The organism is Bacillus sp. BS98, from assembly GCF_008432245.1.
In the GTDB taxonomy this organism is placed as follows: domain Bacteria; phylum Bacillota; class Bacilli; order Bacillales; family Bacillaceae_G; genus Bacillus_A; species Bacillus_A toyonensis.
Map to the genome: position 1 here is coordinate 1,684,694 of NZ_CP043830.1, position 20,662 is coordinate 1,705,355.

Consider the following 20,662-nt stretch of genomic DNA (forward strand, 5'->3'; position numbering starts at 1 on the left):
GTTGTTTTATTATATCGTAGATGATGATGAAGTTTTCCGTTCTATGCTTTCGCAAATTATTGAAGATGGAGATCTTGGGGAAGTAATTGGAGAGTCGGAAGACGGAGCTTTTATTGAAGCGGACCAACTGAATTTTAAAAAAGTAGATATTTTGTTTATTGATTTATTAATGCCAATGCGAGACGGAATTGAAACAGTTCGTCATATTGCGTCCGCTTTTACTGGGAAGATCATTATGATTTCTCAAGTTGAATCGAAGCAACTTATAGGTGAGGCGTATACACTTGGAGTAGAATATTATATTACAAAGCCACTGAATAAAATTGAAGTTGTATCTGTTGTACGAAAAGTAATGGAGCGTATTCGTTTGGAGCGTTCTATACATGATATTCAAAAATCATTGAATAACGTTTTTAAGTGGGAACAGCCGCAAGTTCGAAATGAGCCAATACAAGAAGGGAAGAAAATAGCGGATTCAGGGCGCTATTTATTATCAGAACTCGGTATTGCGGGAGAGAACGGAAGCAAAGACTTGCTTAGTATGTTGGAATATTTATATGGGCAGGAAAAGGCACAAACATTTGAATTTGGATTTCCTGCATTAAAAGATATTTTCCATCATATTACAATAAGGAAATTAGGGGATGTAGCTTTAGATACGGATATTGATAAAGAGAAGAAAGCATCTGAGCAAAGGGTAAGAAGGGCGATTTATCAATCGTTAAATCACTTAGCTTCCCTCGGGTTAACAGACTTTTCGAATCCGAAATTTGAAAGCTATGCTCCGAAATTTTTTGATTTTACTATAGTTAGAAAACGGATGACAGAAATGACGAAAGATGAAGTAGCGGCTTCTGGTCATATACGTATTAACACGAAGAAGTTTATTCAAGTGTTGTATTTTGAGGCAAAACGGTTGATGGAGATAGAATGAAAAGAGATAAGTGTTTCAGATTGTAGACAAAGTCTTGTTCAAATGACATTGAGTTTCTTGGTGCTCAACACGCTTTTGACTCTCTTTTTTCATTAGAGTTGGAATAGAAGCAAAAAATAAATATAATATGGTTAATGCACCAACGGGGAGGAGGACAGGGCATGAATAAAGAAGAAAAGATCATAGTGGGTTTCAGGGACTTATATAATAAGATTGTTTGGCTTAATAAGGATAAGATGGAAGACAGTCTTAAGGGGTATAATTCTTCTGAAGTACATTGTATCGAATACATTGAAAAAAATGTAGATTCTAACGTGACAAAACTTGCGGAGTCCTTTTATATGACTCGCGGTGCCATAAGTAGAATAACAAAAAAACTTATAAAAAAAGGCCTTATCGAAAGTTATCAGAAGTCGGATAATAAGAAAGAAATCTATTTTAGGCTTACTGAACAAGGGAAAGTAATTTATAAAATACATGAGGATCTGCACAAAGAGTTTGAAGAACGGGATAAAGTTGTGTTTGATCAAGTAACCGAGGAAGAATTTGATAGTATACTTAGCTTTGTGGAAAAGTATAGTAGACATTTAGATACAGAAATAAAGAAACAAGGTGTACATATTAAGTCGTAATCTATTTAAAAAATAAAAATGAAACGAAAGGCAGTCCAAGGATGGATTGCCTTTTTTATTGTTGTAATTTTGTTGACAGGGAAACAAAATGGAGTTATTGTTTTGTTGATAAGGAAACAAAAATAACTGTTGGGGTGAGAATGTAAATGTCCAAATTCAGATCACATAATGAACATAATACGGAAAGAGTCATAGATAAACACGCCTTACTATTCGGTCTTATCTCTGTGTTTCTTTGTGGAATAGGATTCAGCATTATAATACCTGTCGTTCCATTTTTAGTGCAGCCGTATACAAGTAATTCGGCAGAACAAGCGGTCTTCGTTACGCTATTAACTTCTGTTTATGCAGTCTGCGTATTTTTTGCGGCTCCCGCAATTGGAGCTTTGAGTGATAAATATGGTCGTCGTCCATTACTTTTAGTATGCCTTTTCGGTTCCGCAATCGGGTACTTAGTTTTTGGCATAGGAGGAGCTCTATGGATACTATTTGCTGGGCGCATAATAGAAGGTATAACAGGAGGGAGCATAAGCACTATCTTCGCATATTTTGCAGATATTATTCCTCCAGAACAAAGAACGAAATACTTCGGATGGGTAAGTGCGGTTGTAGGAGTAGGCACTGTTATTGGACCAACTATAGGTGGATATCTTGCCAAGTTTGGTTATTCTGTACCTATGTATTTTGGAGTAATCATAACTTTATTAAATGTTGTTTATGGAATCTTATATATGCCTGAGAGCCTTGACAAAAATAAAAGATTGAAAGAGATTACCTTTGTAAGATTGAATCCATTTACACAACTTGCAAATATACTTTCCATGAAAAATTTAAAATGGCTACTTGTCTCAGCATTCTTACTTTGGATACCAAATGGATCTTTACAGGCAATTTTTTCACAATTTACAATGGATACTTTTAGTTGGAAGCCTGCGTTAATCGGACTTATGTTTTCAATTATGGGATTCCAAGATATCATTTCACAAAGTTTTATAATGCCAAAACTTTTGACAAAACTTACTGATAAACAGATAGCAATTCTCGGAATGGTTTCGGAGATTATAGGTTATAGTCTTATTGCAGCATCAGCTTTGTTCTCATTTTATCCGTTTCTTATCGCTGGAATGTTTATATATGGTTTTGGTGATTCCATCTTTGGACCTTCATTCAATGGGATGCTCTCGAAGTCTGTCGATTCTAGTGAACAAGGAAGGATTCAAGGAGGTAGTCAATCTATTCAAGCTTTAGCAAGAATGATTGGGCCGATTATTGGAGGTCAAATTTATGTTTCACTTGGGCATGCCGCACCTGCTTGTATGGGGATCATCCTTATACTAGCCGCAATAACAGTCTTATATAAGGGCACGCATGAAAATATGTAAATTATCTACTTTATCCTCTTATTATAGACAGTAAGCCCCCTGCATCAAAATATGCACATCCATCTCTACGGTGTGTGTGTGAAAAACCTTTATCACTCTTCTTCATAAAATCATATCTTTTAAATTGTTGATGCGATGGCCAGTAAAACTTTTACATGAAAAATGTAGAAAATATTTAAATACTATGCTGGAACCTTTCAGAACCGCCTGTATAATAGGCGGTTTTAAGAGTTTAGGGACAAGTGCTGAAACTCTATTTGCTTACAGTCTGAGGCGTTTATAAATAAGTATCTTTTTTGTTAAACCAACATTTTATATTTTCTCGTGAAGCATGTAAAATGTTAAGTAAAAGAAAATGGTTTTACAGTAAGGAAGTGTCAAAGCAATGAGTTTTACGTTAAATAAATCGATTATTAAAGAAGTGTGCGGAGAGACCTCATATAAAAGAGGCGAAGCTTATTATAAATCAAATAAAGTAATAATAAATCATTATGATGAAAATAAAGAAATTTGCGAGGCGACAGTAAAAGGAAACGAAGATTTTCATGTTACAGTCGAAAAAATTAAAAAGGGTGATGTTGTTGCGAAATGTAGTTGTCCGTCATTAGCGTCTTTTCAAACGTACTGTCAACATGTTGCAGCAGTATTGATACAAATAAATTATAATCAGCAAACGGGTGGAATGCGCCCAGCTAGTAGTGAACACATGAGCGGGAATGATCAATTAACAAGTGGGATGTTTCAGTTGTTTGCAGACAAGCCACTGAGACCGAAAAGTAAACAACATCGTTTTGATACACGTGAAATACTTCATGTTGAATTTATTTGTACACCAGTAGTTACGAAACAAGGTGGAGCGCTTCTAGGAATGCAGCTGAAACTTGCCAAAACGTATTTCGTAAATCAGATTAGAGAATTTCTTTTTAAGGTGGAGAGAAGAGAACTTTTTAATTGTTCCAATGAGTTTACATATACACCAGATGTACATAGCTTTAAACAAGATACAGATGCGATTATTCAGCAACTTATTAAAATTCATCATAATGAAAAAATGTATGAGGATACGCTAGAAGTACATGCAAAACAAGATGATAGCATGATTTTAATACCGCCAGCGTCTTGGGGGGATATGCTTTCTTTACTTTCTAAAGTTGAGTGTGTGAGACTGAATCAAAATGGACAATCTTTTCATGGTTTACAAATTTCAAAAGGACTCCTTCCATTACATTTTGAGTTTAATAAAGGGAGTAACAGTGGGTTTACGCTTTATATTGATGGCTTACAACGAGTTGAGGTAATGGATACGTATAGTTATGCTCTATTTGGAGGGAAACTGTATCAGTTGAACGCTGAGGATTGCAAGCGGCTTATCGAATTACAAAAAATGATGAATCGCTCTAGTAGTAACCAATTATACATTCCGGCAGATAAGATGGAATATTTTGTAGCAAAAGTTGTACCAGGTTTAATGAAGCTAGGAACTGTACGAATTGATGAGGTAGTATCAGATCGTGTTGAAACACCCGTATTAAAAGCGAAATTATATTTAGATAGAGTGAAAAATCGCTTGTTAGCAGGTCTTGAATTTCACTATGGAAACGTCATAATTAATCCGTTAGAAGAGGATGGACAGCCGTCTGTTTTTAATCGTGATGAGAAAAAGGAAAAAGAGATTTTAGATATTATGAGTGAAAGTGCCTTTGCGAAAACGGAAGGCGGTTACTTTATGCATAATGAAGAAGCTGAGTACAATTTTTTATATCACGTCGTTCCAACATTAAAAGGTTTACTTGATATTTATGCGACGACAGCAATCAAATTACGAATTCATAAAGGAGATACAGCTCCTCTTATTAGAGTTAGACGAAAAGAGAGGATAGACTGGTTGTCATTTCGTTTTGATATAAAAGGAATACCGGAGGCGGAAATTAAAGGAGTATTAGTAGCTCTTGAAGAGAAACGGAAATATTACCGATTAGCGAACGGTTCTTTATTATCACTGGAGAGTAAAGAGTTTAATGAAATTAATCAATTTGTAAAAGAAACGGGTATTCGGAAAGAATTTTTACATGGGGAAGAAGTGAATGTTCCGCTTATCCGGAGTGTAAAATGGATGAACGGACTTCACGAAGGTAATGTTTTAAGTTTGGATGATTCTGTTCAAGAGCTAGTAGAAAATATTCAAAACCCGAAAAAATTGAAATTTGCTGTGCCAAATACTTTACAGGCAGAAATGCGAGAGTATCAAGTGTATGGATTCGAGTGGATGAAAACACTCGCCTATTACCGTTTTGGAGGCATTTTAGCAGACGATATGGGACTCGGGAAAACACTGCAAAGCATTGCTTTTATAGACTCTGTTTTGCCTGAAATTCGAGAGAAAAACATGCCTATATTAGTAGTCTCTCCGTCGTCCCTCGTCTATAATTGGCTGAGTGAATTGAAAAAATTCGCCCCGCATATTAGAGCAGTTATTGCAGATGGAAATCAAATAGAGCGCCGGAAAATTTTAAAAGATATAGCAGAATTTGATGTCATAATTACGTCATATCCATTGCTGAGAAGAGATATAAGGTTGTATGAAAGGCCGTTTCATACACTATTTCTTGATGAAGCACAAGCGTTTAAAAACCCTACAACGCAAACTGCAAAAGCGGTGAAAACGATTCAAGCGGAGTATCGTTTCGGATTAACAGGAACACCTGTAGAAAATTCGTTAGAAGAGCTATGGTCTATCTTCCATGTCGTCTTCCCAGAATTATTACCAGGAAGAAAAGAGTTCGGTGATTTAAGGCGTGAGGATATAGCGAAGCGAGTGAAACCATTCGTATTAAGACGATTAAAAGAGGACGTATTAAATGAGTTGCCAGATAAAATAGAGCATTTACAGTCATCGGAGTTATTACCAGACCAAAAGAGATTGTATGCAGCTTATTTAGCGAAATTAAGGGAAGAAACGTTAAAACATTTAGACAAAGATACGTTACGTAAAAATAAAATTAGAATATTAGCTGGTTTAACGAGATTACGACAAATTTGTAATCATCCTGCTTTATTCGTTGATGATTACAAAGGCAGTTCAGCTAAATTTGAACAACTGTTAGAGATTTTAGAAGAATGTAGAAGTACTGGGAAGAGAATTTTGATCTTTTCTCAATTTACGAAGATGCTTTCCATTATTGGTCGTGAGTTAAATCGTCAAGCGATTCCATACTTTTATTTAGACGGGAGTACACCAGCGCAGGAACGTGTAGAGCTATGCAATCGGTTTAACGAAGGTGAAGGCGATTTGTTTCTTATTTCTTTAAAAGCTGGTGGTACGGGTCTTAACTTAACTGGTGCAGATACAGTGATATTATATGATTTATGGTGGAATCCAGCTGTTGAACAACAAGCAGCAGATAGAGCATATAGAATGGGACAAAAAAATACGGTGCAAGTTATTAAGTTAGTAGCCCACGGAACAATTGAAGAGAAAATGCATGAACTACAAGAAACGAAGAAAAATTTAATTGCTGAAGTAATTGAGCCAGGAGAAGGGAAATTATCCTCCATAACTGAGGAAGAAATTCGAGAAATTCTTATGATTTAAAATAAAAAAAGCTATGCTTTCAAATTTATGAGAGCATAGTTTTTTTGTTTTAATAATTATATTTTGTTTTGAACAAAGTAAAGAAATCAAATGGTATTTAAATTACTTCTTTGTGCCTTTACTTTTATATGGCTTTGCTGCTTTCTTTTTCTTTGCACTTGATTGCCAACGGTTCCATCCTTTACTTCCTGTACCTTGTCCTACACCTTTTTTCGGTTTCGCTTTCGTTTTGCTCATATGATCACTCCGTTATATAAAAATCTTGTTTGATAATAGTCAATGAATTAGAAAATACTCTTGATAAATGACTATGTTTGCTTTAAGTAAAAACAAACTGCTTGAATGCTATAGTATATCATGAAATTGCAAGTAAACTGAAAGGAATTACAAAGAAAATGAAAATAATAAGAAATACTGCGGATTCTATATTTCGAACGATTACACTAATTGTTGTGTATACGTTAGTTTCGGTTAGTGAAACATTTTTTGGATTGACGAGGCAGAAGAAGTAAAGATGTTAAATTAACAACAATCAATAAAGCCGTAAAATATAGAATTGAAAAATATTTTAAAACTTTTTGTTGACTTTCTTTATTTTTTGTATAGAATAATCATTAATAAAATGTTTCAGAGATGTGACAACAAAACGACTATGAAAGGACGAGTAGTAGTAGGACGTAGTCTAAGCGAGTCAGGGGTGGTGTGAGCCTGATACGAAGCCTATTATGAAGAACCTCCTGGAGTTGCTAACCGAAACCCTTTATAGGAAAGTAGACTTAGCCGGGCACTTCGCCGTTACAAGAAGAACAGTATCGAGATCTTCATCTCCGTACTGTATAAGTGAGCAACCTCTGTTGCTAATTTGGGTGGTACCGCGGAACCAAAGCCTTTCGTCCCAGTTTTTTGGGGAAGAAGGGCTTTTTTTGTTGGCTTCTTTTCACAACATCCAAACATTTTAGGGGGAAACCACCATGTATCAATCATTAATGACAGTAAGAGAGACTCAAATCGCAATTAAGGAAGTTAAAACATTTTTCGAAGACCAATTAGCAAAACGTCTTGAACTATTCCGCGTATCTGCACCATTATTCGTAACAAAAAAATCAGGATTAAACGATCATCTAAACGGTGTAGAACGTCCAATTGAATTTGATATGTTACATTCAGGAGAAGAATTAGAAATTGTTCATTCACTAGCAAAGTGGAAACGATTTGCACTACATGAATATGGATATGAAGCTGGTGAAGGTTTATATACAAACATGAACGCGATTCGTCGTGATGAAGAACTTGATGCAACACATTCCATTTACGTCGACCAATGGGATTGGGAAAAAATCGTTCAAAAAGAATGGCGCACTGTAGATTACTTACAAGAAACAGTACGGACAATTTATGGAATATTCAAAGATTTGGAAGATCACTTATTTGAAAAATATCCGTTCCTTGGAAAGTATTTACCAGAAGAAGTTGTTTTCATTACTTCCCAAGAGCTAGAAGATAAATATCCAGAATTAACGCCGAAAGACCGTGAACATGCAATTGCAAAAGAACACGGTGCAGTCTTCATTATCGGAATTGGTGATGCACTTCGTTCAGGTGAAAAGCATGACGGACGCGCAGCCGATTATGATGATTGGAAATTAAACGGTGACATTTTATTCTGGCACCCAGTATTACAAGCTTCATTCGAATTATCATCAATGGGAATTCGTGTTGATAGTAAATCACTTGATGAACAGTTAACAAAAACGGGTGATGATTTCAAACGTGAGTATGATTTCCATAAAGGTATTTTAGAAGATGTACTACCATTAACAATTGGTGGTGGTATTGGACAATCAAGAATGTGCATGTACTTTTTACGCAAAGCACATATCGGTGAAGTTCAATCTTCTGTATGGCCTGACGATTTACGTGAAGCTTGTAAGAAAGAAAACATTCATCTGTTTTAATTAATATAAGTGAGAGGGAGAGTAGCTTGAAAATAGAGTTACTCTCCCTTTTTTTATTGTGTAAACTAGTGGTTTACAGTGCGTGTTACTAATAGTTTCTTTCTTTTTTATCTCCCTTTATGTAATAATTTGCTAAAGGAGGGGACGTTATGAGTATAGGAGAACAGCTAAAAAAACTAAGAGAATCAAAGGAGTTTTCGCAAGAGGATGTTGCTAAAAAAATTGGTGTGACGAGGCAAGCGGTTTATAAGTGGGAAAATGATAAAAGTTACCCTGACATTGATAATTTAATTTTACTGAGCGAAATGTACAACGTTACGCTAGATGAGTTAATAAAAGGGAATCAAAGCTTTAAAGAGAAAATACATATTGATGAAGAAGAGGCGGATTTTGAGAAAGAGAATGAGTTTGGTTTTTATATTGGATGTGGTTTGCTCATTATGAGTGCGTTCATTGAGTATGAAAAAATACAGGTGGTTGTATTAGGAATTGCACTATTCATGATGGTCTTTTACTCGGATGTGAAGAAAATTATTTTCAATGAATATAGATCATTTTTTCAAGGGAAAGAGAGAAACGATATGTGTGATAAGAAGTAAGAAGAGTCAACTATATTTCCTAGGAAAGAGTTTAAAGAATAATTTCATTGTTTTATAATGATTTTTGGATATCGATAATATATTAAAAAGCTGTTTGCGTAGAGTCTTGAAATCTATGCAAACAGCTTTTTATTTATATAGGAAAGAAATAGATTAATATGTTTTTGTAAGTTGCAATAAAAATATTAAATTAGCTCATTTGCACTAAAGGCTCAATTTTCGCCATAAATGATTGATGAAGTGCTTCCACACCTGTTACTAAATGAAGGCGGTCAATAACGACAGACACTTTAATTTCAGATGTACTTACCATTTTAATATGAATATCTTCTTCTTTTAAAGTAGTGAACATATTCGCAGCAACACCTGGATTAGATACCATACCAGATCCTACAATTGATACTTTTGCTAAATGATTTTCATGTTCTACAGACTCATAGTGAAGATCTTCTTGGTTCTGTTCCAATACTTCTAGTGTTTCTTGTAAGTCATTAGAATGGATAGAGAAGGAAAGATGAACAGTTCCTTCATTTGTAATACTTTGAATAATAATATCTACATTAATATGTGCGTTAGCTAACGTAGAGAAAATTATTGAAAGTGAACCTTGTTCCAATCCTTTCACTGTGACACGTGTAATATTATCTTCAAAAGCAATACCTTTAACGATTGATTGTTGTTCCATGTTACATTCTCCTTTTACAATTGTTCCGTTTTCTTGTTCCATACTTGAGCGAACTTCTAAAACGACATGATGATTTTTGGCAAATTCAACAGCACGTGGATGTAATACGCCGGCGCCGAGGTTTGCCAGTTCTAACATTTCATCATAAGAAATTTCATCTAATTTGTAAGCTGTCTTTACAACTCGTGGATCCGTCGTGTATACGCCTGTTACATCCGTATAAATATCACATTTTTTCGCTTTTAGTGCCGCTGCTAATGCAACAGCTGTCGTATCAGAGCCACCACGTCCAAGCGTTGTAATTTCATTTTTTTCACTGATTCCTTGGAAACCAGCTACGATAACAATCGTGCCTTCAGTAAGATAAGACTGAATACGCTCAACGTTAATGTCAGTAATCCGTGCACTACTGTGTACAGATTCTGTCGTAATACCAGCTTGCCATCCTGTTAATGAAATTGCGTTATAACCTTTTGCTTGTAGTACCATTGTTAATAATGAAATAGTTACTTGTTCTCCTGTAGATAGAAGCATATCCATTTCACGTTTACTCGGATTTTCCGCAATAGCGTTAGCAAGTGCTACAAGTTCATCTGTGCTTTTCCCCATTGCTGAAACGACAGAGACGATACTATGTCCTCGTTCATATTCTTCAATAATTAAATTTGCCACATGTTGAATGCGCTCAACACTTCCGACAGAAGTACCACCAAATTTTTGTACAATCGTTTCCATTACGAATTCCTTCTTTCGTCCATTTTTAAGAATAGATTAGGACATATATAAATCCCAATATTCCTGTAGTTACCAGAGAGAAAAACAAAAAACACCATCTCAAATAAGTGAGGATGGTGCTGTTACAGGAAAAGGGAAACAGAAAACGGAGCTAATAAAAAAACCGCCAAAAAAGGAATACCATGAAAATGATATCTCTTTTTTGTAGATAGCTCTTCATACGTACATGTCTGTACATATGACAGTTCTGTTTCTATTCGAAAACAGCCCCAATTGATAAATGCAGAGAAATTTATCAATTTCGGCAACACTTCCTTTCATCCAATTTCATAGACATCTCTGTGTCTCCATTAGAATACTCATAAGTATTGCAACCTCTATCTCACGTTTTAGGCGAGAGTGTTTGATTTATGAAGTTGTTGGTAACATTTGTTTTATAATAATTTAAATTATTCAGGGAATCAAGTGTTTTATATGTATTTTCAAAATTCTTTCTTTTTAGAGATAAAGTTTGTGAAAAATGTAGCAAAATACATATATTACATGTACATTAAAAATATAGAGTGTAGGAGGTCGGAGTATGAAAAGAAAAAGGCCTATTTATGTTGCAACAGAAATGAAAACGACAATAGAGAAATTATGGGAATATACGCAAGAACCAGACCTACATACAGAATGGGATGCTCGTTTTACTGAAATTTCGTATTTAGAGAAAAAAGAGGGAGAACCACAGAAGTTTTTATATAAAACAAAGATAGGATTTGGGCTTGAAATAGGCGGAGAAGGGGAATCGATAGGTGAAATAAGAAAAGAAACTGGTGAACGGATTTCTTCTTTGAAATTTTGGACAGACAATACATTATCACTTATACGAATAGGGCGTGGTTATTGGAAGTATACACCGCATAAAGAGTGTATTCATTTTGAAACGCAATATGATTATGATACGAGATATGGTCGTATAGGAAATGTGATTGATTCATATATGTTTCGTCCATTATTAGGTTGGGCGACTGCTTGGAGTTTTGATGCTCTCAAATTATGGTTGGAAAAAGGTTTGCATCCTAGTTTGCTAATTAGAAGAACGATGACGTATTGGCTCGTTTGTTTTTTATTTGCTTTTGTATGGATATATCAAGGGATAGTGCCAAAACTACTGTTTACTCATTCAGAGGAAGTAAAGATGCTTTCTTTATTAATCGGTTCAAATGAAAGTAGTGTATGTATACTTAAAATAATTGGGGTGTTAGAAATAATTTTCGGTGTCGTATGGCTGTTGCCAATAATAAAACGAAAATTATTTATACTGCATATTATTGTATTACTAGTTTTAACGTTAGCGGCAGGATTTACGAATATCGCAAGCTTTACAGGGCCGTTTAATCCGATTACATTAAATGTTCTTCTAATGGGGTTATCAATTGTCGGTTATATAAATAGTTTCGATTTACCAAGCGCGAAAAATTGCAAGAGGGCGAGAAAGGGACAAGTGTATGGCTAATATGTATGAACGATTATTAGGGGATACCTATAAAAATCTTCATCCTGAATTGCAGAAGCGTTATGCGATTACAGAAGAGAATAGTTTTACAGGGGAAGGAAAGATGGATGAAATTTACGGTGGCTCTTTTTTCGTAAAATTTATATTGAAAATTGCATCGAAGTTTCGAATGTTTTTCTCGGAACGAGGAGAGGAAATTCCATTTACGATACAAAACATAGCTGAGCGAGATGAATATGGACAAGAATTAGTAAGGTGGAACCGTACTTTTTATTTTCATAATAAGAAAAGATATTTTAACGCAGTTATGCAATTGGATGAAAACGAAAATGAAATTGTAGATTATTTTGGCGAACCACATTTACTCGTTTCTACACTGCATTTTCATATCGATGAGTTAGGGGCAATGCATATTTCTTCAAAGGAACAATGGTTTTATATGTTTGGAAGAAAAATGCCGTTACCAAAATTTTTGTATGGTGAGGCAAAAATTGTTGAAAGTTATGATGAAACACTTAAGTGTTTTCGAATTCATGTACAAGTACGAAACCCGTTAATTGGTTCGCTTTTTTCATACAAGGGAACATTTGTAGAAAGGGAATAAACGATATGAAAAATATAATATTTGGGCTTGCTTGTTATGTTGTTTTTCTAATATGTGAGTGGTCGAATATAAATCCTGTTGAAGCAATTATATTATTATCTGTTTTATTATTTATACCGATGTCTTTTTGTATTATTGATAAAAGAACAAGAAATGGATCGTATTTATTATTTTATAAATTCGTATCGTTTTTATATCCAATCGCAGCAATTTGCGCAATGCTAGCTTTCGTCACAAATCACTATTTATTTGCGCTAGTTTGGTTTGTATATACAGGAATTGTTGCGTTATTTGGTGTAAGTAGATTGCTAGAAAGAGGATGGAAGCCGTTAGAGGAGACCGTCATAGATAGTGCGTTTATTTATTTGTTTTTAGGTGGTTTTTGGTTTTTTGCTTCAGTAGCAAAACTTTCAATTATGCATTTTAGCTCTGACATTGTTTTACTCACAGCTGCACATTTTCATTATTCGGCGTTTTTATTGCCATTATCAGCTGGTTTAATAGGGAGAAAAAGAGAAAAGAGAAGTAAAGTGTATGATGCTATTATGTTTATCATCATGATTTCACCTATGACAGTTGCAATAGGAATTACATATTTGAGGATATTTGAATTTTTTGCAGTTGTGATATATTTATGTGCTATTTATGGATATGGTATTTACGTTTGGAAAGCGAAATTTAATGCTATTCGTGCAAAGGTTCTCTTAATCATTTCGTCTAGTACGCTCATGGTTACAATTATGTTCTCACTCATATATTCATACGGAAATTTAAAACAAGTACTGACGATTACAATTGCTCAAATGGTTTGGATTCACGGTGTGGTAAATGGTATTGGAGTAGCATTACCAGCATTTGTAGGTTGGATGATTGAAAAGAGTGCTCCAAATTATAAGTACTATGGGAAACCAATGAGTAGATTAAGAGGAAGCGTGAGAATTGGTGGGACATTTTTACAGAATGGAAATTTAGTAGATAGTAAGGAATACAACGGTTTAGTTGATAAAATAAATGATTTTCATAGTGAGTCATTTGACGTGACGAAGGTTCCTTTAAGTATAATTCGTTTTTATGAAAATACAGCAGCGTATGAGTTACAATCGAATATTAAATGGGCTCGTTGGTTCCGTCCATTTGCATTTTGTTATACGAAAATGAGTAAACGAGTAGGACAAATACATTTAGGGATGGGCGATAAGTGGGAAACAATGTATGGTTCTATCATAGGTGTAAATGATGAGAAAGATGGGAGAGAGAATGTAAGGGCTTGGCTAAGGGAAAATGAAGCAGGAGAGTCTATTTTTTTGGCTCTGTATTCAAAACATACGCATAAGAACGAGACATATATGAATATTGCATTGCCTTTACCTTATTCGAATATGACAGGTATTTTAAAAGTATGTAATGATAGCAATGATTTAATCATTACTAGTAAGTTGAGAGAAAATAGTAAGGGAGATGAGGGGATTTATTTACATACTGGTTTCTTTACAATCCGTTTACCGTTAACAGAGATTTTTATCATTAAAGAGGGAAAGGGTCACATGCTAACTGCTCACCATAAAATGTGGATATTCGGAGTTAAGTTTTTAGAAATTGATTATGAGATTAAGAAAATAGAGGTGAAGTAAGAAAAGCTTGGAAGGATTCCAAGCTTTTTTACGTATGGGTAATTGTCATAGCGACTTGTTTATCTAAGTCTCGGTCCCAAACACGTTGAATTTCAAACGTACCTTTTTCAAAAAATAAAGGGAATCTTTCTTTAAACCAATCTTGCATAGGAAGATTGAGTGCTGTATCGATTGGCACCCATACTAATTCACCCTCAGGAGGATTAATAAGAAGCTCGCCTTCAAATGAGTCGGTCCAATAGTTGAATACCATATATCGAACATGCCCCTTAGGATTTACATATTCGTCTACCCCTTTAAAAGTTAAATTAGAAACGTGTAGTCCAGTTTCTTCTTTTACTTCTCGTATAGCAGCTTGGACGATACTTTCTGGAAAATCTACTTTTCCGCCAGGAGCTATATAGCCAGGAAAGCCTCGATGATTGGGACGTTTTAAAAGTAAAATTTCATTGTTACGCTGGATCATACACATTGTATAGATCTGGTGCTCGATGTTAGGTGAATTGGAAGGCATGACCATATTTTCTCCTTTGTATTTTTTTGATAATTTTACCATAAATATAGTAGTTTCATATTATAATTTAAAATAGAATATTAATATTTTTCAGATGTTTATTATAGAGTTTATAGTTAAGTGAAAAGAGGTGAGGAAAATGCAGGGAGAAATACAAACCAAAAAAGGTTTAGGATATGTCGGAAAATTACTGTTGCCAGTCAAAGTATCACGGCATTTTAAGTTTTTGTGGATTGGACAATTGCTTTCAACTTTAGGGAGTTCTATAACAATGGTTATTTTGCCAGTCGTTGTTTACTCACTAACTGGTTCAACAGTTGTAATGGGGATGACTATGGCAATGTATATGCTACCTAATATTCTTGCTTTACCGTTTGCAGGGTTAGTTGTAGATCGAATTGATCGAGTAAAATTAATGTTATTTACGGATATAATCCGCTGTATAGTAATGCTATTACTTGCATCACTTATATTTACGGATTTGTTAACGATTAGGCTGTTATATGTCCTCGTTGCCGTATATGGACTTATGGAAGGGATATTTCAGCCAGCATATTCTGCTGTGAGGGCGAAAGTATTCGTACCTGAAATTCGCAATGCAGCTAATGCATTAACGCAAATGAGTAATCAAGGCATACGGTTAATTGGACCAGCACTTGGTGGATTAATCGTTTCAGTTGCATCTGCTGGGATAGGATTTGGATTAGATGCAGCAACGTACTTATTATCATTTTTATGTTTATTATTTTTAAAAGAAATTAAGTTTAAAAAAATAAAATCGATTGAAAAGAGTAAGGTCGATTATAAAAAGGAGTTTATGGAGGGTGTTTTAGTTTTAAAAAGTCATCCGTGGCTTTGGATTACAATCTTCGTTTTTTCTTTCGTAAATATTTGTTATGCCGGCATTATCGTCGTATTAATTCCATGGTTATTTAATATTCATCATCATTTTGAAGCTTACGTTTACGGACTGGGAATGGCATCTTCTGGTGGCGGTGCTGTAATTGCCGCATTAATATTTGGTGGGAAAGAGCGGTGGCACAAGAGAGGGTTACTGGCCTATGGAGGTGTTTTAATTAGCGGCTTCGCTCTATTAGTTATGCCTTTTATTTCTTGGGCGCCTGCTTTAATATTCTTAATGGCAATTGAAGGATTCGGTATGATGATATTTGGACTCATTTGGGAAACGAGTTTACAAGAGCTCGTACCGGAAGAAGCTTTCGGAAGAGTAGCAAGCCTTGATATGTTAGGTTCTTTTGCTTTATTGCCATTAGGATATGTAGTTGTTGGTTGGTTAGCGAATGTAATAGGCGGAGAGGTAACTATATTAATGCTAGCATTATTCGTAATCTTTACAATTGTAATAGCGCTATCTGTCCCAAGTATTCGTAAGTTTGATTAAAAATTTGGATGAATAATGAAAGGAGTTATCTTATATGGTTGTAGATTGCTTCAACGAATTTTTAGAATCGGAACTACAAGGCGAATATGTTGTAAAATAACAGGTATTTAATACGAAGAATTTTACTGTATATATTGTGACTCCTGTTGATAATAAAATAGAGTATGAACGGTTCATATTATTGAAGCATCTTTCTAATGAAGAGTCTTCTGTACATATATGGGAAACATGTATTTGCAAGAAAGCAACGAAAATGGCAATTGCAAAAGAAGTGACATAAGCAATCCAATCGGATTTCATAAAAAAAAGACTAAGCCATACTTAAAATAAGGCTTAGTCTTCATTAAATACAAATGTTTGTTTCATTTTTTTACCCTCATTTACCGGATGACCATTGTAAGAGAAATTCTTTTCTTCCCAAGTAATAACGACTTTAAAATTATGGCTATTAAAATCTAATGGAAATACCATGTAGTCAAAGCTTGTATGACTTTTTGAAATGTTTTCATCAGATGTAGTAGGTGTAAAGGTAGCTTTAGATGTAGGCGTGTTATCAAGTATTTCTACAGATACATTTGAAACATCAGTACCGATATTTTTTACGAGTAAACTATACGTATCATATACACCTTGTTTTGACCGGATTATTTGTTCGTTTGAGTTATGAGATTTATCAATTTCGATATACCATTGTTTAGACTTTAACACAATTGGTAGCGATTGAAATGTGTAAGCGCTAGCTTGCATTGGTAGTACTACACAAATAAGCACAAAGAGAGAGAATATTTTTCGTTTCATTTTTGAGAACTCCCATTCTGTAACGGATTTATTTGTTATTATCTTCTCTTTATAAGAGGATATACCATTTAATGTAAGGGTGATTGTTAAGAATTATTACATTTGATCCATATGCTAATACACATCATGAAAGCTGTGAGCAATAGAAAAGGGAATATCGAGGTAGATGTAAAGTTAGAGTGAAAAACTGTGTAGAGATTCTCCTGCACAGTTTTTTGTAATATGAAAAATTTACCAAAAATATGTTAAAATAATATTATCATACAACAAGGGGGATTTGTTTTATGGGAAATGGGCATCTTGCTAAAGTAGATTTAACGAAAAAAATTGAATCAAAATCTAAGTACAATAAGAAACTCGAAAAATATCAAAGGCGCTTATTAGCATTACAGCAAATTTTAAAAGAAGAAAAAATCGCGGTTATGCTCGTTATGGAAGGTTGGGATGCGGCAGGTAAAGGTGGAGCGATTAAAAGAGTGACGGAGCATCTTGATCCACGTGGTTTTCAAGTAACTCCAATTGGAGCACCTGCACCTCATGAAAAACGTTACCATTATTTGCAACGTTTCTGGCGGAAACTTCCTCAGTATGGGCAAATTACTATTTTTGATCGCTCATGGTACGGTCGTGTGTTAGTTGAGCGTGTGGAAGGATTTGCTACAAAGGAAGAGTGGATGAGAGCATATGATGAGATTAATGATTTTGAAAAACTATTAACAGATGACCATTACATAATAGGGAAGTTCTTCTATCATATTAGCAAAGATGAACAGTTAAAGAGGTTTAAAGATAGGGAGAATAATCCTTTGAAGAGATGGAAAATTACAGATGAAGATTGGCGTAATCGTGAAAAATGGGACGAGTATGTTGAAGTAATGGAAGAAATGTTTGAAAAAACAAATAAGCCAAATGCTAAATGGCAAATTATCGCGAGTAATGATAAATTATACGCACGTTTGAAAACATTGAAAGTGATTATTTCATTAATTGAGGATTATTTCTTAGAGCATGGTATAGAATTACCTTCTTATTATTATGAAATGAAAGAAGGTAAGGCAGAGGACTTTGAAAATAATCAAGATGTAGTTGTAAAATAGCCTAAAGTTTGAATGTGAGATATAGGAAGAGCCATCCTGGAAATTTGAGAAATCAAATTATAGGATGGTTTTTCATTTAGAAACATTTTACAATTAACAAAAAAAGGTATATAATCAATAATAATATTAACAATGTTAATATGATTATTGATTATATACTGTATGGGGGTTTTAGTTTGAAGGGAAGAGATGTTGTTTTAGGTTTATTAATGGGAAAAGAAATGTCTGGTTATGATATTAAAATTGTGTTCGAAGATGTATTTACGCATTTTTTTGATGGGAGTTTTGGAATGATTTATCCAACGTTACGACAACTAGAGAATGAGGGGAAAATAAAAAAAGAAGTTGTAATGCAAGAAGGAAAACCGAACAAGAAAATGTACTTTATTACAGATGAAGGACGTGAAGAGTTTTATCAATACATGCAAACGGACGTAGAGAAAGATGTGTTGCGTTCAGATTTTTTAATGAGGATGTATTTCGGAAATTATAGCGATGATAAGGCGATAAAAAAATGGATTGAAGACGAAATTAAACGAAAAGAAGCATATATTGCGGATCTTCGATTGAAATATGAAAAGTGGAGAGTAGGTATTACTTTCGTTGAAGAAATTTCGCTCGATGTAGGTATTGCTTCGTATAGTGCGCAAGTGGAGACGTTAAAGAGAAAATTAGAACAGTTAGAGGCAAAGGGAAATAATAAAACAGAAGAATGAAAAAAAGTTCATAATAAATAAAGGGGTAGATAAACATGGAGCAATCAAAGGGTATTAAGATTGTCTTTTTAATGTGTCTAGGTATTTTTCTTTGTATGATTGATACGACAATTATGAATATAGCTTTACCGGCCATACAATCGAGTGTAAATACTTCATTAGAAAAGATGTCTTGGGTATTAAATGTCTATACAATGACGATTGCAGTACTCGCCATTCCGCTAGGACGGATAGCTGATATTTTTGGGAAAGCAAAGATGTATATTCTTGGTCTGGTGATTTTTGGTGGTGGATCAGTACTTTGCGCTTTTGCTAATACAGGCGATTTTCTCATTTTTTCTCGTTTAATACAAAGTATTGGGGCAGCAATTTTATTTCCAACGAGTATGGTAATAGGTGTATCAGCTATGCCATTAGCAAAGAGACATGTTGCACTTGCGATTTTAGGAGTTACACAAGGATTATCAGCTGCTATGGGACCAGTAATAGGTGGAATTATTACGCAAAATTTAGGATGGAGATGGGTGTTCTTCGTTAATGTTCCGGTTTGTATAATAGGAATCGTGTTATGTTGCATCATGCTACAAATAAAAAATGAAGAACGTATTATCTCAAAAATAGATTGGATAGGACTACTATTAAGTAGCACAGCAATTTTTTCATTTACTCTCATATTAGTAAAAGGTAATACATGGGGATGGCAAAGTAATATTGCTTTGTCTTGTTATGCAATTAGCACTATTTCTCTTATTCTATTTGTTTTAGTAGAACGAAAGATTCATAACCCAATGGTGAATTTAAAGTTATTTCAAGATCGAATGTTTGTCGGAGCGTCTATCGTTGTTATATTAAGTAATTTATTTTTAATTGGAGTTACTGTATTGCTTCCAACGTTCTTGACGAAACTACAAGGTAGAACGGAAATTGAAGCGGCTTTTTTAGTGACACCTATTTCAGCAATGATATTTTTTGTCTCACCAGTTGCAGCAACTTTAATTAAAAAACTCGGAAAAGTAACTATTATTTTGTCAGGATTTCTTGTTATGGGGCTTTCCTACTATTGGTTGCAAATGATTGATGTTGATTCAACAAATATAGAAATTATTATTCCGTGTATGATATTAGGTGTTGGATATGGTTTAGTAGTGGGGCCAATTACAGTTTTAAGTGCGTCTTCCTTTGAAGGAGAATTATTAACTGCTTCTCAAAGTGTTGTATCAATGTTACGACAAGTTGGAATTGTATTGGCGGTCGCAATATTTGTCTCTAACTTAACTCACAATTTAACTGTAAATAAAGAAAATGTATATCGTTATGCAGAAGAAAAGGTGCGTAATATTCATGTGAATAGTGCTGAGCAAACTGAAATTTTACAAATGACTAAAGAAAAAATACAGAATCAAAGTTTAGAGTCAAATATAAATAAGAAACAAAATGCAATGATAATGGGATTAAGTAAAGAGAAAAAGGAAGAATTGATTCGCGACAAGACGGATGAAATATTAAGAGAAGTTCCAGTAGAATATAGAGATGTAAAAAGAGAAGAAGTTATGAGGCAAGTGACAGAAGAAGTTGAAAAACAAGAAGAAAGTATAAAGAAAGAGGTACTCACATTTTCGAATGATGTGAATCATTATGCCAAGAATCAGATGGCTATGAGTTTTACAGATTTATATACAGCAAGTGTGCCAATTATTTTAATTTGTGCTTTCGTAAGTTTGTTGTTTTGGGAAGGGAAAGCTTTGAGTAAAAAGAGAAGGGGAAGATTAGTGGAAGAAGCGTAAAGAAAAACAGGCTATAGCAGCCTGTTTTTTCATTGTTTTCTCCTTGTATATTGTGAATAGCAGTATTTTTAATGTAGCATGGGATAAGTCGAGTATGATTA

The 20,662-nt window shown here is 34.3% G+C and carries 17 protein-coding genes, 1 pseudogene, 1 riboswitch and 1 other annotated feature; of the genes and pseudogenes, 14 read left to right on the plus strand and 4 right to left on the minus strand.

Features of this window, described 5'->3' with window-relative positions; genetic code table 11:
- The first annotated feature begins 1 nt into the window (after position 1).
- From F0362_RS08925 to F0362_RS08940, 4 genes are all read left to right on the plus strand, one after another.
- The gene (locus F0362_RS08925) at positions 2 to 934 is read left to right on the plus strand and encodes a response regulator (RefSeq protein ID WP_033657313.1); all 933 of its coding nucleotides are present in this window, start codon (positions 2 to 4) and stop codon (positions 932 to 934) included.
- A 161-nt stretch (positions 935 to 1,095) separates the two neighbouring features.
- Positions 1,096 to 1,566 carry a MarR family transcriptional regulator gene (locus F0362_RS08930; protein ID WP_001030884.1) on the plus strand — a complete coding sequence of 157 codons (471 nt, stop codon included), beginning with the start codon at positions 1,096 to 1,098 and terminating at the stop codon, positions 1,564 to 1,566.
- Positions 1,567 to 1,712: 146 nt separating this feature from the next.
- Positions 1,713 to 2,948 (plus strand): MFS transporter, encoded by a 1,236-nt coding sequence (locus F0362_RS08935; protein ID WP_149889740.1) that lies wholly within the window; start codon positions 1,713 to 1,715, stop codon positions 2,946 to 2,948.
- 385 nt (positions 2,949 to 3,333) lie between these two features.
- On the plus strand, positions 3,334 to 6,540 hold the full coding sequence (locus tag F0362_RS08940; protein WP_000011060.1) for a DEAD/DEAH box helicase: 3,207 nt from the start codon (positions 3,334 to 3,336) through the stop codon (positions 6,538 to 6,540).
- Between the two features lie 102 nt (positions 6,541 to 6,642).
- Here the strand turns inward: F0362_RS08940 and F0362_RS08945 are convergent, their stop codons facing one another.
- Positions 6,643 to 6,777 (minus strand): DUF3934 domain-containing protein, encoded by a 135-nt coding sequence (locus tag F0362_RS08945; protein ID WP_000047591.1) that lies wholly within the window; start codon positions 6,775 to 6,777, stop codon positions 6,643 to 6,645.
- 406 nt (positions 6,778 to 7,183) lie between these two features.
- Positions 7,184 to 7,441, plus strand: a binding site (T-box leader).
- A gap of 70 nt (positions 7,442 to 7,511) precedes the next feature.
- On the opposite strand from F0362_RS08945, the gene asnA reads away from it, so the two are divergent.
- Both asnA and F0362_RS08955 read left to right on the plus strand, forming a co-directional pair.
- Positions 7,512 to 8,495, plus strand: coding sequence for an aspartate--ammonia ligase (gene asnA / locus F0362_RS08950; protein ID WP_000284901.1), 984 nt, complete (start codon positions 7,512 to 7,514; stop codon positions 8,493 to 8,495).
- 149 nt (positions 8,496 to 8,644) lie between these two features.
- Positions 8,645 to 9,094: a helix-turn-helix domain-containing protein gene (locus F0362_RS08955; protein WP_000021945.1), complete on the plus strand. Its 450-nt coding sequence runs from the start codon at positions 8,645 to 8,647 to the stop codon at positions 9,092 to 9,094.
- A gap of 190 nt (positions 9,095 to 9,284) precedes the next feature.
- On the opposite strand, the gene F0362_RS08960 is transcribed toward F0362_RS08955, so the two are convergent.
- Positions 9,285 to 10,514 (minus strand): aspartate kinase, encoded by a 1,230-nt coding sequence (locus F0362_RS08960; protein WP_000448019.1) that lies wholly within the window; start codon positions 10,512 to 10,514, stop codon positions 9,285 to 9,287.
- A gap of 201 nt (positions 10,515 to 10,715) precedes the next feature.
- Positions 10,716 to 10,902: riboswitch (Lysine riboswitch) on the minus strand.
- Between the two features lie 192 nt (positions 10,903 to 11,094).
- Here F0362_RS08960 and F0362_RS08970 point away from each other — a divergent pair.
- Genes F0362_RS08970 through F0362_RS08980 form a run of 3 tightly spaced genes read left to right on the plus strand, consistent with a single transcriptional unit; the run spans position 11,095 to position 14,250 of the window.
- Complete coding sequence (locus F0362_RS08970; RefSeq protein WP_000824131.1) at positions 11,095 to 12,015, plus strand: DoxX-like family protein; 921 nt, start codon at positions 11,095 to 11,097, stop codon at positions 12,013 to 12,015.
- The gene (locus F0362_RS08975; RefSeq protein ID WP_000002649.1) at positions 12,008 to 12,619 is read left to right on the plus strand and encodes a DUF4166 domain-containing protein; all 612 of its coding nucleotides are present in this window, start codon (positions 12,008 to 12,010) and stop codon (positions 12,617 to 12,619) included. Before F0362_RS08970 ends, F0362_RS08975 begins: the two co-directional genes overlap by 8 nt.
- A gap of 5 nt (positions 12,620 to 12,624) precedes the next feature.
- Positions 12,625 to 14,250 carry a YndJ family protein gene (locus F0362_RS08980; protein WP_000789377.1) on the plus strand — a complete coding sequence of 542 codons (1,626 nt, stop codon included), beginning with the start codon at positions 12,625 to 12,627 and terminating at the stop codon, positions 14,248 to 14,250.
- Between the two features lie 28 nt (positions 14,251 to 14,278).
- Here the strand turns inward: F0362_RS08980 and F0362_RS08985 are convergent, their stop codons facing one another.
- Positions 14,279 to 14,764: an 8-oxo-dGTP diphosphatase gene (locus tag F0362_RS08985; RefSeq protein ID WP_001139831.1), complete on the minus strand. Its 486-nt coding sequence runs from the start codon at positions 14,762 to 14,764 to the stop codon at positions 14,279 to 14,281.
- A 139-nt stretch (positions 14,765 to 14,903) separates the two neighbouring features.
- On the opposite strand from F0362_RS08985, the gene F0362_RS08990 reads away from it, so the two are divergent.
- Positions 14,904 to 16,166 carry an MFS transporter gene (locus F0362_RS08990; protein ID WP_001161182.1) on the plus strand — a complete coding sequence of 421 codons (1,263 nt, stop codon included), beginning with the start codon at positions 14,904 to 14,906 and terminating at the stop codon, positions 16,164 to 16,166.
- A gap of 34 nt (positions 16,167 to 16,200) precedes the next feature.
- Positions 16,201 to 16,446 (plus strand): annotated as a pseudogene (locus tag F0362_RS30860) (hypothetical protein).
- A 53-nt stretch (positions 16,447 to 16,499) separates the two neighbouring features.
- On the opposite strand, the gene F0362_RS09000 reads toward F0362_RS30860, so the two are convergent.
- On the minus strand, positions 16,500 to 16,964 hold the full coding sequence (locus F0362_RS09000; RefSeq protein WP_000823176.1) for a hypothetical protein: 465 nt from the start codon (positions 16,962 to 16,964) through the stop codon (positions 16,500 to 16,502).
- Between the two features lie 284 nt (positions 16,965 to 17,248).
- Between F0362_RS09000 and F0362_RS09010 the strand changes: the two genes are divergently transcribed.
- The 3 genes from F0362_RS09010 (at position 17,249) to F0362_RS09020 (ending at position 20,561) form a co-directional block, all read left to right on the plus strand.
- Positions 17,249 to 18,061 (plus strand): polyphosphate kinase 2 family protein, encoded by an 813-nt coding sequence (locus F0362_RS09010; protein WP_016090971.1) that lies wholly within the window; start codon positions 17,249 to 17,251, stop codon positions 18,059 to 18,061.
- Positions 18,062 to 18,237: 176 nt separating this feature from the next.
- On the plus strand, positions 18,238 to 18,777 hold the full coding sequence (locus F0362_RS09015; protein WP_000678343.1) for a PadR family transcriptional regulator: 540 nt from the start codon (positions 18,238 to 18,240) through the stop codon (positions 18,775 to 18,777).
- A gap of 35 nt (positions 18,778 to 18,812) precedes the next feature.
- Positions 18,813 to 20,561 carry an MFS transporter gene (locus F0362_RS09020; protein ID WP_016090972.1) on the plus strand — a complete coding sequence of 583 codons (1,749 nt, stop codon included), beginning with the start codon at positions 18,813 to 18,815 and terminating at the stop codon, positions 20,559 to 20,561.
- Positions 20,562 to 20,662: the final 101 nt, after the last annotated feature.

Excerpts from the sequence above, each read along its gene's own strand:
- F0362_RS08930 (WP_001030884.1), top strand. The coding sequence starts at position 1,096 with ATGAATAAAGAAGAAAAGATCATAGTGGGTTTCAGGGACTTATATAAT.
- F0362_RS08935 (WP_149889740.1), top strand. The coding sequence starts at position 1,713 with ATGTCCAAATTCAGATCACATAATGAACATAATACGGAAAGAGTCATA.
- F0362_RS08940 (WP_000011060.1), top strand. The coding sequence starts at position 3,334 with ATGAGTTTTACGTTAAATAAATCGATTATTAAAGAAGTGTGCGGAGAG.
- F0362_RS08945 (WP_000047591.1), bottom strand. The coding sequence starts at position 6,777 with ATGAGCAAAACGAAAGCGAAACCGAAAAAAGGTGTAGGACAAGGTACA.
- asnA (WP_000284901.1), top strand. The coding sequence starts at position 7,512 with ATGTATCAATCATTAATGACAGTAAGAGAGACTCAAATCGCAATTAAG.
- F0362_RS08955 (WP_000021945.1), top strand. The coding sequence starts at position 8,645 with ATGAGTATAGGAGAACAGCTAAAAAAACTAAGAGAATCAAAGGAGTTT.
- F0362_RS08960 (WP_000448019.1), bottom strand. The coding sequence starts at position 10,514 with ATGGAAACGATTGTACAAAAATTTGGTGGTACTTCTGTCGGAAGTGTT.
- F0362_RS08970 (WP_000824131.1), top strand. The coding sequence starts at position 11,095 with ATGAAAAGAAAAAGGCCTATTTATGTTGCAACAGAAATGAAAACGACA.
- F0362_RS08975 (WP_000002649.1), top strand. The coding sequence starts at position 12,008 with ATGGCTAATATGTATGAACGATTATTAGGGGATACCTATAAAAATCTT.
- F0362_RS08980 (WP_000789377.1), top strand. The coding sequence starts at position 12,625 with ATGAAAAATATAATATTTGGGCTTGCTTGTTATGTTGTTTTTCTAATA.
- F0362_RS08985 (WP_001139831.1), bottom strand. The coding sequence starts at position 14,764 with ATGCCTTCCAATTCACCTAACATCGAGCACCAGATCTATACAATGTGT.
- F0362_RS08990 (WP_001161182.1), top strand. The coding sequence starts at position 14,904 with ATGCAGGGAGAAATACAAACCAAAAAAGGTTTAGGATATGTCGGAAAA.
- F0362_RS09000 (WP_000823176.1), bottom strand. The coding sequence starts at position 16,964 with ATGAAACGAAAAATATTCTCTCTCTTTGTGCTTATTTGTGTAGTACTA.
- F0362_RS09010 (WP_016090971.1), top strand. The coding sequence starts at position 17,249 with ATGGGAAATGGGCATCTTGCTAAAGTAGATTTAACGAAAAAAATTGAA.
- F0362_RS09020 (WP_016090972.1), top strand. The coding sequence starts at position 18,813 with ATGGAGCAATCAAAGGGTATTAAGATTGTCTTTTTAATGTGTCTAGGT.